At 71.2% G+C, this 13,915-nt stretch carries 8 protein-coding genes; 7 read left to right on the top strand and 1 reads right to left on the bottom strand.

Features of this window, described 5'->3' with window-relative positions:
• The 5 genes from ACZ54P_RS14460 to ACZ54P_RS14440 all read left to right on the top strand — a co-directional run.
• The coding region (locus tag ACZ54P_RS14460) for an SDR family NAD(P)-dependent oxidoreductase (RefSeq protein ID WP_465461994.1) at window positions 1-2,447 on the top strand (2,447 nt) is incomplete at its 5' end.
• A 30-nt stretch (window positions 2,448-2,477) separates the two neighbouring features.
• Complete coding sequence (locus ACZ54P_RS14455; protein ID WP_465461993.1) at window positions 2,478-10,043, top strand: beta-ketoacyl synthase N-terminal-like domain-containing protein; 7,566 nt, start codon at window positions 2,478-2,480, stop codon at window positions 10,041-10,043.
• Window positions 10,044-10,108: 65 nt separating this feature from the next.
• A complete protein-coding gene (locus tag ACZ54P_RS14450) occupies window positions 10,109-10,717 on the top strand; it encodes a DUF6230 family protein (protein ID WP_465461992.1) in 609 nt (202 codons plus the stop codon).
• Between the two features lie 54 nt (window positions 10,718-10,771).
• Window positions 10,772-11,758, top strand: coding sequence for a DUF6114 domain-containing protein (locus ACZ54P_RS14445; protein ID WP_465461991.1), 987 nt, complete (start codon window positions 10,772-10,774; stop codon window positions 11,756-11,758).
• 62 nt (window positions 11,759-11,820) lie between these two features.
• The gene (locus tag ACZ54P_RS14440) at window positions 11,821-12,120 is read left to right on the top strand and encodes a hypothetical protein (protein WP_465461990.1); all 300 of its coding nucleotides are present in this window, start codon (window positions 11,821-11,823) and stop codon (window positions 12,118-12,120) included.
• Window positions 12,121-12,265: 145 nt separating this feature from the next.
• Here ACZ54P_RS14440 and ACZ54P_RS14435 read toward each other — a convergent pair whose 3' ends face one another.
• The gene (locus ACZ54P_RS14435) at window positions 12,266-12,391 is read right to left on the bottom strand and encodes a hypothetical protein (protein WP_465461989.1); all 126 of its coding nucleotides are present in this window, start codon (window positions 12,389-12,391) and stop codon (window positions 12,266-12,268) included.
• A gap of 83 nt (window positions 12,392-12,474) precedes the next feature.
• On the opposite strand from ACZ54P_RS14435, the gene ACZ54P_RS14430 reads away from it, so the two are divergent.
• Together ACZ54P_RS14430 and ACZ54P_RS14425 are read left to right on the top strand one after the other, a co-directional pair.
• Window positions 12,475-12,645 (top strand): hypothetical protein, encoded by a 171-nt coding sequence (locus ACZ54P_RS14430; RefSeq protein WP_465461988.1) that lies wholly within the window; start codon window positions 12,475-12,477, stop codon window positions 12,643-12,645.
• A gap of 469 nt (window positions 12,646-13,114) precedes the next feature.
• Window positions 13,115-13,849 (top strand): dienelactone hydrolase family protein, encoded by a 735-nt coding sequence (locus tag ACZ54P_RS14425; RefSeq protein WP_465461987.1) that lies wholly within the window; start codon window positions 13,115-13,117, stop codon window positions 13,847-13,849.
• The last annotated feature ends 66 nt before the right edge of the window (window positions 13,850-13,915 follow it).

Genomic DNA, 13,915 nt, shown 5'->3' with positions numbered 1-13,915 from the left:
TTGATTCGATCAAGCGGGTGCAGATTTTGGCGGCTTTGCGTGAGCGGGTCGGGGGTTTGCCGGAGCAGGATATGGCGGCGTTGGCGGAATTGCGGACGTTGCGCGAGGTCGTCGAAAGTGCCGGTGGCCACGGCGCCGCTTCGCCGCGGGAAGCCGGGATCCGCCCGGTCGAGCCGGTCCCCGCCGACGAATCCACGCCCGAGCCCACCCCGGAGCCGCCGCAGGTGTGGCGCCGGGTGGTACGGGCCGTGCCGTCGCAGCCCCGCGGGCTGGCGATGCCCGGCCTGGGCGATCACCCGGTGGTGGTGACCCAGGACGGGACCGGGGTGGCCGAGGCCGTGGCCGGCCTGCTCACCCAGCGGGGAATGGACGCGCAGGTCGCCGACACGGTGCCGCCGGGGACCCACGCGGTGGTCTTCCTCGGCGGCCTGCGGCCCATCCGGACCCGTGCCGCGGGGACAGCGGTGCTGCGCGAAGGGTTCGAAGCCGCCCAGGCACTGGCTCCGGTCCGCTCGGCGGACGGCGGCCTCTTCGTCACCGTGCAGGACACCGGGGGCGACTTCGGGCTCGACGGCCGCCAAGAGGACCGCGCCTGGCTCGGCGGCCTCGCCGGACTGGCCCGGACCGCCGCGCTGGAGTGGCCGGGTGCGGCGGTCAAGGCCATCGATTGCGAACGTGGCGACCGGTCCGCCGAGGCTGTGGCCGAAGCGGTGGTGGCCGAACTGGTGGCCGGTGGCCCCGCCCGCGACGTCGGGTTGCGGGCGGACGGGACCCGGTTGGTACCGCGGCCCGAGCCCGCGCCGCTCCCACCCCGGAGCGGCGGATCGCGGGTCGGTCCCGGCTCGGTCATCGTGGTCAGCGGCGGCGCGCGGGGCGTCACCGCCACCGCCGTGCGTGCCCTCGCCCGCGAACACCGGCCCCGCTTCGTCCTGCTCGGCCGCACGCCGCTGACCGAAGAACCCGCCGGCTGGGCGGAGCTGACCGACGAGGCCGCGCTGACCAGGGCGATCGCGGCTGACGGCAAGTCCACACCGGCGGAGATCACCGCCCGGGCGCGGCAGGTGCTGGCCACCCGCGAGATCCGGGCGACGCTGGACGCCTTGGCCGGGTACGGGAGCGAGGCCGAATACCTGCCGATCGACGTCCGCGACGGGACCGCCCTCGACGCGGCGCTCACCCGGATCCGGCGCGAGTGGGGCCCGATCACCGGCCTCGTCCACGGGGCGGGCGTGCTCGCCGACCACCGCATCGAGGACAAGACCGCCGAGCAGTGGGATCGGGTCGTCGGCGTCAAGGTCGACGGCCTCGGCGAACTACTCGAGGCCACCGCGGACGATCCGCTGGAGCTGATCGCCGTGTTCTCGTCGGTGGCCGGGGTCTTCGGCAACGCGGGCCAGGCCGATTACGCGGCGGCCAACGCGGTGCTCGACCTGGTGGCCTCCGAGCAGCGGGCCCGGCGGCCGGAGTGTCTTGTCCGGGCACTGGCCTGGGGACCGTGGCGCGGAGGGATGGTGTCGGCCGGGCTCGCCGACCACTTCGACCGCGCGGGGATCTCCCTGCTCGACCCCGGCAGCGCGGCGGACGCGTTCGTCGCGGAGCTGTCGGACACCCCCGGCGGCGACACCCGCGTCGTGCTCACCGCGGACGAAGACGGTCCGGGAGACCGGCTCAACGCGGCCTGGATCCGGCTCGACGCGGCCACCCACCCATATCTGCTCGACCACCGGCCCGCGGACGTGCCCGTCCTGCCGATGGCCTCGGCCCTGGACTGGCTCGCGGGCGCGGCCCGTGATTGGCGGCCGGAACCGGGCACGCTGGTCCTGCGCGACGTCCGCGTCCTGCGCACGGCCGACCTGTCCAAACTGGAGCACGACGGTCACCGGTTCGTGGTCGAAGGGCGTCCGGTGGACGCCGGCGCGAAGGCCGTGGCGATCGAACTCCGCGACGGAGACCAGGCCACCGCGTGCTACCGGGCCACGCTGGTGCCGGATCGGCCGCTCTGTTCCGAGTGGACGGTGCCCGCCGAACTCGTCCCTCCGCTGCGGGAGGTGTCGTACGACGATGCGGGGCACTTCCACGGTCCCGCCTTCCAGGTCCTGCTGTCGACGGACAGCCTGTCCGGGGCAGGCGCACTGGGCGTGGTGGAAGGCCTGGCGGCACGGGGCTGGCCCGGCAGCGGCTGGACCACCGATCCGGCGGCCACGGACGGCGCGTTCCAGCTGGCCGTGCTGTGGGCGGAATTCATGCTCGGCGCCCGTGCCCTGCCGATGGGCGTCGGTGAGTTCCGGCTGCACCGCGACGGCCCGCTGCCCGGTGAAGGCCGGTGCGTGGTCCGGGCCGGAGCCGTGCGGGAGGCCAGGGTGACCTGTGACGTGGCCCTGCTCGATCCCGACGGCGAACCGCGGTTCGAGTTGCTCGCCGTCGAACTCGTCCGCCGCCCGGACTGACCCGCAGACCCCGACCGAACAGGATCTGTCATGCCCGCTGAACCGATCGCCGTCGTCGGCCGGGGGTGTGTCCTTCCGGACGCGCTGACCCCGGCATCCCTCTGGAGCAACATCCGTGGCGGGCTGTCGAGTCTGGACACGGTCCCGCCAGGACGCTGGAACCTGCCACCGGAAGAGGAACCGGCGCGGGGAACGGGAGGATTCGTCACCGGGTTCGAAACGGTGTTCGACAGCCGCGGCTTCCGGGTGCCGCCGGGGGAGATCGAGCCACTGGACCCGGTCTTCCGCTGGCTGATGCACGCCGCACGGGAAGCTCTGCGCGAATGCGGGGCGGTCGAGTCCTCGTTGGACCGGGCCGCCTTGGTCGTGGGCAACCAGTCGTATCCGAGCCCCGCGGCGGTGCGCTGGGCCGCGGAAGTCTGGCAAATCCCGATCGGGACAGCGCCTTCCGCCCGGACCGACCCCCGGAACAGGTTCTTCTCCGGACTGCCCGCGCAGTTCGCCGCCAAGGCGCTCGGGCTCGGCCTCGGTGGGTTCGCGCTCGACGCCGCCTGTGCTTCATCGTTGTACGCGATCAAACTGGCCTGTGACCGGCTGCGGCGAGCAGAAACCGACCTGATGCTCGCCGGCGGCGTCAACCACGCCGACAGCCTGTTCATCCACCGCGGTTTCCACGCGCTGTCCGCGCTCAGCCCCACCGGCCGCAGCCGCCCGTTCCACCGCGAAGCCGACGGGCTGGTGCCGGCCGAGGGAGCGGGGATCGTCGCGCTGATGCGCCTGGCGGACGCCCGCTCGGCGGGGATACCGGTGCTGGGCGTGATCCGCGGGATCGGCCTGTCCAACGACGGCGCCGAGGGCGGCCTGCTCGGACCCGCGCGCGGCGGTCAGGAGCGGGCGATGGGACTGGCGTACCAGGACGCGGGGGTCGCGCCGGACACGGTGTCGCTGGTGGAGTGCCACGCGACGGGCACGCCGGTCGGGGACGCGGTGGAGGCGCGCGCGATGGCGCACGTCTTCCGGGACCGCACCGACCTGCCCATCGGCTCGGTCAAGTCGAATCTGGGGCACACGCTGACGACCGCGGGGATCGCCGGGCTGCTCAAGGTCCTCGGGGCCTTCGAGGCGGGTGTGCGGCCGCCCACCCTGCACGCCGACCGGCACATCGACGCCTTGGACGGCACGGTGCTGCGGCTCCTGCGCGAGGCCGAAGAGTGGCCTTCGCCCCGGCGGGCGGCTGTCAGCGCATTCGGCTTCGGCGGTGCCGACGCGCATCTGGTCGTCGACGAAGGGGACGTGGCCGGTGATCCCGGGTGGGCACCCCTGCCCACGGACGCGGGCTTCCGGCGGGACGACGAGGGTGCCCGGGCGGAGGTCGCCGTCGTGGGGCTGGCCGTCCGGGTGGGTGACCGCGCGGACACCGATGCGTTCCGCCGGGCTGTGCTCGAGGGCGAGCCGGCGGACGGCCCGTGCGCCGCCGTCGCGGTCGACCTGCCGGGCCTGCGATTCCCGCCGGCGGATTTGGGGCACGCCCTCGGGCAGCAGGTGCTGATGCTGGAGACCGCACGGGAAGCGGTGGCGGGGCAGGACCTGCCGGGGGAGCGGACCGCTGTGGTGGTCGGCCTGGGCGGTGACCTGGGGACGGCCAGGCACGGCGTGCGCTGGCGGATGAGCGATCGGCGGCAGAGCGCGGCCGAAGGGCTCGGCGCCCCCGGTCGAGCAGGCGAAGCGATCACCGCGGCGCAGACGACCGGCTCGATGCCCAACCTCATCGCCAGCCGGCTCAACGTCCAGCTCGACCTGCGTGGTCCCGGTTACACCGTCTCCGCCGAGGAAGCTTCCGGACTGGTGGCCCTCGATCTGGCCGTCGCCGCCCTGCGGAACGGTGAGGTGGACGCGGCCGTCGTCGGCGCGGCGGACCTCGCCCACGAGGCCGGCCACCGGGCCGCCGACATCGGGCTGGGACGCCCGGACCGACCCGGTGACGCGGCGGTCGTCGTGGTGCTCAAGCGGCTGGCCGACGCCCGTCGTGACGGCTCCGCGGTGCTCGCCGTGCTGGGGGACGACGGCGACCGTCCGGATCTGGTGGTGGGCGACCTGCCCGCAACCGGCGCGCCCCACTTCGATCCGGCGGAGCTGTTCGGCAGGCCGCACGCGGCCACCGGACTGCTGGCTCTGGCGACGGCAGTCACCGCGATGCGTCACCGGGTGATCCCCGGTCGCGGCCGCCGGGGGCTTCCGCGCCCGGATCTGCGGACCGCGCGGATCACCGTCGCCCCGCTGGGCGCACCGCCCCGGGCGGTGTCGGTGCGAGCGGGCTCGCCCGGCGCGTGGTCGGTCCTGGCCGCACCCCGGTTGCTGGTGTTCTCCGGCCGGGACCGGGCCGGCGTGTCGGCGGCGGCCCGGGCCGGGGTCGAATCGGATACCGGACCTGCCCGGCTGGCCGTGGTGGTCCACGACGACACCCGCGAAGCCGTCCTCCGGCGTGCCTGTGACTGGCTCGACAACGGCGGTCTGCGGCCCTCTGCGACCGCCTATCGCGACGCGCCTTTGGGAGGCGAAGTCGGTTTCGTCTACACCAACGGTTCCGCGGCCTATGACGGCATGGGCGGGGAGCTGGCCTTGGCGCTGCCCGGCCTGGTGGACCGGATCTTCCGGCGGACGGGGGTCTTTCCCGTCACCGAGCCCGCGCCAGGGCCGACCCGCGCCATCGACCAGATCGTCACGGTCTCCCGGCTCGCCTTGCTGCACACCGAAGTCAGCACCGAGCTGCTGGGGCTCACCCCGGACGCGGTGCTCGGCTACTCGTCCGGCGAATCCACCGCGCTGATCGCTCAGGGAGTGTGGCCGGACTCCGCGCGCGTGCACCGGGACGTGCTGGCGGCCGACCTGTTCACCCGCGAGGTTGCGGGTGAGTTCCGCGGGGTGCGGCGGTTCTGGGCCCGGCACGGCATCGCGGGGAAGCGGTGGGTCAATCACCTCGTGCACGCCCCCGCCGGAGCGGTCCGGGCGGCGCTGACCGGTGAACGGGCCGTTCATCTGATGGCCGTCAACGCGCCCGACGTCTGCGTCGTGGGCGGTGAAGAGAACGCTTGTGAGGCATGGCTTTCGCGCTTCGGCGCGAAAGTGGCCGTGCGCATCGGCTACGACCTCGCCGCCCATGCTCCGGAAGTGGCCGAAGTCGCTCAGCAGTGGTGGGACTTCCACCACCGCCCGGTCGGACCGGTGTCCGGAGTGCGGTTCTACAACGGGGTCACCACCGAGCCGTACACGCCGACGACCGAGCACGCGGCCAAGGCGATGATGGACCAGGCCACCCAAATGGTGGACTTCGCCGGAACCGTGAAACGGGCGTACGCGGACGGCGTCCGGGTCTTCGTCGAACACGGCCCGCGCGGTCTGTGCACCGGGTGGATCCGGCGCACCCTCGGCGCACACGATCACCTGGCGGTCGCGCTCGACGCCGCGAACGGCTCCGCTCTGCGACAGCTGTGCTCCGCGGTGGCGGAACTGGTCGCTGCCGGTGTGCCCATCGAGCACGCGGCCCTGTTCTCCGCCCTCGCGGACGCGGCGCCGGTGGCCCGGCCTGTGGGGGCCACCGTGGCGCTGCCCGCGCACCCACCGCCGGTGCACCCGCCCCAGGCCCTCGGGCCTGCGGTCCTGAGCCGCGCCCCCCAGCTGCCCCCGGCTCCCGTCCCGCTGCCGGAAGCGCCGTCGCGCCCCAATCCGGCGCGGCCCGCGGCAGTGCCGGTTCCGGCACCTGGCCGTGCCTTGGTCGCGGTCGCGCACCGCGATCGGGTGAGTGCCGGGCACCGGCACTTCCTGGAGCGGCTGGGCGCGGCGCACACCGCGTTCCTGCAGACCCGTCAGCGCCTCCAGACGCTGATCAGCTCGTCGCCAGCCGCGGCCGTCACCCCCGTGCTCTCGCCTGCCCCGTCCGTTCCCGCGCCGGCCCCCGAGCCCCGCACCGGGCCACGCTTAGGACGGGAGCAACTGGAGTACCTGGCCACCGGCCGGATCTCGGAGCTGTTCGGGCCGCGATTCGCGGCACAGGACGCCAAGCGGCGGCAGACCAGGCTCCCCGCGCCGCCCATGCTGCTGGTGGACCGGGTCACCGCGATCGACGCCCCGCCTGCGGTACTGGGCTCCGGCGTCATCCACACCGAAACCGACGTCACCCTCGGCAGCTGGTATCTCGACCCGGCCGGGCGGATGCCCGCCGGTGTACTGGTCGAAGCCGGACAGGCGGACCTGCTGCTGATCAGCTGGATGGGCGTCGACCTCGAGATCGGGGAGGACCGGGTCTACCGGCTGCTCGGCTGCGAACTGACCTACCACGGCGAACCACCCCGGCCGGGGGAGACGCTGCGTTACGAGATCCACGTCGACGGGCACGCCGAACACAACGGTGTCCGTCTCATGTTCTTCCACTACGACTGCCACGTCGGCGACGAGCTCCGGCTGACCGTGCGCGGGGGCCAGGCAGGCTTCTTCACCGACCGCGAACTCGCGGCCAGCGCGGGGGTGCGGTGGGATCCCGCCACCCATTCACCGGAGGACGCGCCGGTGGAGCCTCCGGCGATCACCGGGGCACCGGCATCCTTCGACGCGGACGCCGTCCGGGCGTTCGCCGCCGGCCGCCCGGAGGCGTGCTTCGGCCCCGGCTGGCGGGCCACCCGCAGCCACGTGCGAACCCCGCGCATCGCCGACGACAGCTTGCTGCTCCTGGACGAGGTCACGGAATTCGCTCCTGCGGGCGGCCCGTGGGGGCGGGGCTACCTAAGTGCCCGGACGGCGATCACCGGGGACGAATGGTTCTTCGCCGGGCATTTCCACAACGACCCGTGCATGCCCGGCACCCTCATGCTGGAGGGCGGCATCCAGGCGATGGCGTTCTACCTCGCCGCCCTCGGCCACACCGTGGACCGGGACGGCTGGCGGTTCGAACCGGTACCGGGACGGCCGAGCCCGATGCTGTGCCGAGGACAAGCGACACCGGAGTCGCATCTGCTCACCTACGAGGTGTTCGTCGTCTCGGTGGTGGCCGGCCCCCAGCCCACCCTGATCGCCGATCTGCTGTGCACTGTCGACGGTGTCCCGGCCTTCCACGCCGCCCGGGTCGGGCTCCGGCTGGTCCCCGACTGGCCCTTGGAGCACTGGCGCCATCTGGGCCCGCACCGCCAGCAGACCACCGGTGACCCGGTACCGCTGCCGGCTCTCGGCGGCCTGACCGGGCAGGACGACAGCCGTGAGGTGGCGCTGGTCGACGGCGTCCGCGCCGACCTGGCCTCGATGCTGGCCTCGGCCTGGGGCCGTCCCTCGGCGGCCTTCGGACCGCAGTTCGCCGCGTTCGACGGCGTTCACCGCTGCCCGCGCCTGCCCGGCCCGCCGTACCACTTCATCAGCAGGGTGGTCTCGATCGAGGGGACCTTCGGCTCGGCGCGCCCGGGCGGCCGGATCACCGCGGAGTACGACGTGCCCGCCGAGGCCTGGTTCTTCGAGCAGAACAACACGCCCACCATGCCCTTCGCCGCGCTGATGGAGGTCCTCCTGCAGCCGTGCGGCTGGCTGGCGGCCTACACCGGAGGTATCGGTCACAGCGCCGACGACCTGCTGTTCCGAAACCTCGACGGGGAGGGCACCGTGCTCGGCGAAGTGCGGCCTGGCCCGCAGGTGCTGCGCACGGAGGTGGAACTTCTCTCGGTGGCCGAGCACAACGGGATCATCATCGAGCAGTTCGCGGTCGAATGCACCGCCGACGGTATGCCCCTGTTCACCCTCCGGACCACGTTCGGCTTCTTCCCGCCGGCCGCCTTCGTCGATCAGGTCGGGCTGCCGCCGTCGGCGGAGGAAGACGTCTGGCCGGCCGCTTCCGGCGGTCCCGTGCTGGACCTTCGGGCGGCGGAGAAGACGGACCGCACCGCTCTCGATCCGCCAGGGCCGATGCTCAGGATGCTGGACCGGATCACCGGGTACTGGCCGGACGGCGGTGCGGCGGGACTCGGGCGGCTTCGCGGGGAAAAGGACATCGACCCCGGCGAGTGGTACTTCCGGGCACACTTCTTCCAGGATCCGGTGCAGCCCGGGTCCCTGGGCGTGGAAGCCGTCTGCCGGCTGTTGCAGCACTACCTGGTGGTGTCCGGGCGCATTGCGCACCTGCCCGGCGCACGCTTCGAACCGGTCATGCTCGGCAGCCCGCTCAGCTGGAAGTACCGCGGCCAGGTGGTGCCCGCCGACGATGTGGTCACCGTCGAACTCGAAATCACCGAAGCCGGTGACGACGAGCGTGGTGTCCACGCGCTCGGAACGGCGTGGCTGTGGGTCGACGGCCGCCGCATCTACCACCTGCCGCGGATCGGGATGCGGGCCGTGGCCGCCGCGGAAGACGCCGTGCCCGAGGAGGTCCTCGATCCGGCCATCGACCACTGGCTCGGCGATCACCGTCCCTGGGGGACGGTCCCGGTGCTGCCGATGATGTCGGTGGTGGACCTGCTCGCCCGCGGTACGGCGGAGCAGTCCGGCCTTCCGGTGAGTCTGCTGCGCGACGTCCGGCTGAGCCGGTGGCTGACCTTCGACGGGCCGATGCGGACGCGGGTCACGACGGTGCCGGGGAAACGACGGGGCGACCAGGTGGTCACCCTGTCCGCCTGGCGGAACTCCGGGGTATCGGGACTGTCCAGGTTCGAGCCGGTGGCGACGGCGCACGTACGGGTGGGGGAACGTCCCCTCGGCCGTCCGCGGCCGTTCGATCCGCTGCCCGACGCCCAGCCTGAGGATCCCTACCTCTCGGATGGGCTCTTCCACGGCGAGGCCTTCCACTACCTCGTCGAGTACGACGTCGGCACGACCGGCGCGTCGGGTTCCCTGGACGCGGGCGCGGGCACCGTGCCCCCGGGCCTGCTGCATCAAGGGCTGCTCGACGGTGCGCTGCACGTCATCCCGCACCACCGGCTCCGGCACTGGTCGCCCTTGATCGGCGAGGATCAGGTTTCGTTCCCTCACCGGGTCGACGAACTGCTGCTGTTCGAGCCCCTGCCCCGATCCGGGACGGTCCGGGTCGAAGCCCGGTTCACCGGGTTCGCCGACGACGAGCACCGCTTTCCGAAGGTGGACCTGCAGCTCATCGTCGACGGCCGCGTAGCGGTGTCTCTGTGCCTGGTCCTGGTGCTGGTGTCCATCGGACGCCTGGGTGCGCTGTCCCCGCGGCAGAGGTTGGCGTTCGTCCACGAGCGGCGCTTCTGCGCGGACGCCGGACTGTCGGTCACGGAATCGGGAGTCACCTCTCTGACCGCCGCCGACGTCACCAGAGCCGGGGAACTTCCCGGTTTCGTGGCCGATCTCTACGAGCTGCCCGAGGGTGCGCGTCCTTCGGAGCACCTGGCGGAGATCGCGGTCAAGGACCACGTCGGCCGCCGGACGCGGACGCATCCCTCCGCGGTGGTCGTTGCCGAGGACGCGCGCAGCGCCTTTCCTCGCGAACGGCCCGGCGAGCGGTATTTCGTCCGGGTCGACACGCAGGGCGACACCGTCACGGTGCGCACCCGGAACCCGCCGGGCTCAGTGTTCCTTGCCGATGTCCACGCCGGGCGAGACGCCTGAACTCCAAGGCCGGCCGGTCTTTTACACAACCAGTTCGAACCCGACCAGGAAGGCAGGACAAGGACATGAAGCGCTCGGAAACAACGGGAGGAACACGGTGGGCACGGTTCGCCGGAGTGTTCGGGGGAGCGCTCGCCGTGGCGGCTCTGCTGATCACCGGACTGTCACAGGGCGCGCTCGCGGCGTCGTTCACGGTGTCCGGCGGCGCGTTCCAGGTCAGCGCGGACAAGCTGGTGGGTGAAGGGTTCGTCCAGTACGGCGACGTCGACCGAGGCGCCGACGACGCCCACGTCGTGGCCGTCGGCGCCTTTCGGAAGGCGACCCTCGACAACTTCTGCCAGTCGGTGTTCCTGCCGAAGGTCCCCTTGGTCGGTGACACCACCCTGGTGCTCACCTCCGGTGGACCCGGCGGGATGGCCGCCACCGACATCGTCATCGGCATCGCCTCGCTCACGGGAGACCTCACGCTCACCAACACCCAGATCGGCATCGACGCCGCCCGGCTTTCCAAAGGCCCGGAATCCGCCAAAGGCCGGCCAGGGGCATTCGGGCTGCAGGCCGACACCGCGACCATCGGCGGTCTCCGGCAGATCGCCTGGAGCACCAACGCGCAGACCCTGCGGCTGAAGAACCTCTCACTGTCTTTGAGGAGCGGTAAGAATGAATGTTTCTGAGCCCGGCACGCCTGCGCTGCCACATCGACGCCGGCCCGTCCGATGACGGGCGGCGTGCCTGGGCGGCTCAAGGGAAGTTGGCGGACTTTCCGCGGCTGGCGGCGGCAGCGGCCCTTCGCGGCCGGTCTGTTCCTGATACCGGCTGGTGTCGCGATCGGACTTCCGCCGTTCGCCTCCTTCCGCCTTGGTGACTTCGTGCTCTCGATCGGGACCATCGGCGGGATGTCGGGGGCGCTGATCGCCGCCCTGCTCGTGATCTGCGCGGGGTCGCTGTGGAGCAGGCCACAGTACCGGGTGGCCGCCGGGGTCACGGCGATCCTCGTGTCGTTGGTCGCTCTGGTCAGCACCAACCTCGGCGGCTTCCTGGTGGGTACCGTGCTGGGGCTCGTGGGCGGGGCGTTGGCGCTTTCGTGGGCACCTCCGGTTCGCCCGGCCACGACCGACGAGCCGGACCACGAACAGGACGGTGGAACGGGCCCACCGCCACCGCGGTTCCGTGCCGCGGGTATGGCGGTGCTCCTCCTTGGCACGTTGACCGTGGTTTCGGCGGCTTCTTCTCCGGCCGAACACGGGGAGCGAGTAGTTCGGACCTCGACCGCCACCGTCATGCACAGGCCGCTTGCCGGGCGGGTGTGGATGCTGAAAGCTTCCGTGCTGCGGCTGGGGGGACTGAGCTATCTGGGCGTAGGGACCACCGAGGTGGGCGGCGCGACGGTCGAGGTGCTCAAGTTCACCGCCCACCGTGTCGAGATCGGCAGCCTTGTCCAAACCAGCGAACTGGTGGACGGGCGCATCAGCACCATCATCGCACCACCCGGAAGCGTCTCGGTCGCCACCGGCGACCCAGTCGAACTGTTCACCCTGCGCCTGACCGGCACCCTCAGCTTGCTGGGCCTCATCGGCATCCCGGTCGACTTCACGCCGGCTCATCCTCCGCCACTGGTGCTGCCCTACATCACGCTGACCGACGTGACCGTCGTCAACACCGACCTCAAGCACGCCCGGCTAAGCATTCCCCACGCCAAAATCACCATCACCTGAACTCGTCTTGTCTCTTTCCTGGCGCCTGCCATCTCGGCGGTGATCGACCTGTCGGAGGGCTGGTGAAGACGGAGGCGCTCGCGGGCATCCCTGACTCCCTCAATAAGAGCGGCCAGCTGGCGGTCGAGAACAAGGGGCAGGACGAGAAGAACAGCAAACGTGCAGCAGGGGTCCTCACCGTGGTGAACAAAGATCTGCGCCTCGGGCTGCTCCGGATCATCGTGCGGATGAAGTACGAGACAGGCAAGAGGTATCGGCAGCTCAATCAGCAAATCATCGTCAGCCGCCTTGTGGGAGCCTCGATCACGACAAGTGCGTCCCTGACGCCGGGACTCTGCTGGAATGGGACGGGCGGGACGTGAAGGACCGGGTACACAGGGCTTCCATTTCCGTCCACTGCCCAAGCCTGGAGTGGCTGAATCGTCGCTCTGACGCCGGTGTGACGGTTTCCCGACGGGCCCCAAGGGTAATCGACGACGCTGCCGACGGTGACGGTGCCACCGATCGTCAGGTCGAGGTACTCGGGGAGGACCGGCCGGCGCGGAGCGCGGCCGTGAGGACGTCGCGCCAGGTCGTGCCCGCGTCGACGACGATGGGGTCCGCGCCGACGTGGCATTCCAGCAGTTGTAGCAATAGCCGACTCCACTACTAGGAATGTCCGACCCCGGGTTTCGCGCCGAGGCCGAAGCCGACAGATCCTCGAACGCGGCGAGCGATTGACGGTCACGAACACCTCGACCTGCGCGGCCCCGCCACCGGGAAGCGCAGGCTCGCTGGTCCAGATCGGCCGCAAGGTCGCTTACGTCGGCTCCGTGGTCACCGACCCGAAACGCCGCGCCAAGAGGTGGATCGTGTTGTGTCCGGACATGTCGACGACGACGCCGTGACCGACCTGGGACCGGCCGTACACCGAATGCCGCGTGCCCTGGGCGGAGACCTTTCACAGTGGAGGCCTACGAACAGGACCGAACCAGACCGGAAGGCTGGCTCTGGTTCGGCCACGTCCGGAGTGTTTCGAAGTACGGTGACGGGCGTGCAGCCGCAAGGTGAATATCCCTGCCACGGGCAGCGCGTCGACCGGGTTCAGGGATCCCGAGGGGTCGACCGAGATCATTCTCGCGAACAGCACTGTGGCCTGATGGGCTGGTATCGGCTTCATCCGGTGGGCTAAGTTGTAAGCCATGACTACCGGGACGGCATTGCGCCACACACGGATTGGTGACCCGGTGCTCCTCTGAGCGCCGCACGGGCCGGTGACGGCCCGCTGCTGGATCGAGGATCTCGCGCGGCCGCGCGGGCTCCGCCTCTGTCGTTGTTGATCACAGGCTCGACACGTCAACCACGACAGGAGAATTCATGCCCACCAAAATGCTGCAGATTCCCACCGCGGACGGCCAGGCCGACGCGTTCGCCTCTGTCCCTGACGGTGGCGGTCGGCACCCGGGGGTGCTGATGTACGCCGACGGCTTCGGGATCCGGCCCGTGCTGCGGCAGATGGCCAGCGAACTGGCCGGGCACGGGTACTACGTGCTGGTCCCCAACCTTTTCTACCGACACGGCCCTGCACCGGTGATAGAACTTCCCGAGCACATCGGAGAAGAGGTCCGGCCCGCGGTCTTCGCTCAGCTGATGCCCTTGATCGAGGCGCACACGACAGATCGTGTCCTGAGCGACGCCGACGCCTATCTCAAGTTCCTCACCGCCCAGCCCGAGGTGAGCCCCGGACCGGTTGCGGCGACCGGCTACTGCATCGGCGGCCTCCTGGCGACGCGCACCGCCGCGGCCCACCCCGGCCAGGTAGCCGCACTCGCCGCATTCCACGGCCCGGTGGGAGCCGACGGACCCGACACCCTCTCCAAGCTCACAGCCGAGGTGCACTTCGGTCACGCCGAGAGCGACTTGACGCCCGAGACCCTCGGCGAGCTCAACAAGGCCCTGGACGCGGCGGGTGTTGGCTACACCTCCGAGATCTACCCCGGCACCGTCCACGGCTTCACCATGTCCGACACCGATACCTTCAACCCCGCCGCACTGCAGCTTCACTGGGACCGCCTATTGCCCCTTCTCGGCCGCACCCTGACCAAGAGCTGAGGTTCCGGCCCGAAAATCAAGCCCGATGTACACGACTCCGAAATCCTGGCGATGTTTCGGAGTCGG

The sequence above is a fragment of the Amycolatopsis sp. NPDC034160 genome (assembly GCF_055575355.1).
The sequence above is the reverse complement of the archived record's forward strand: the minus strand, read 5'-3'. Positions and strand labels throughout refer to the sequence as shown.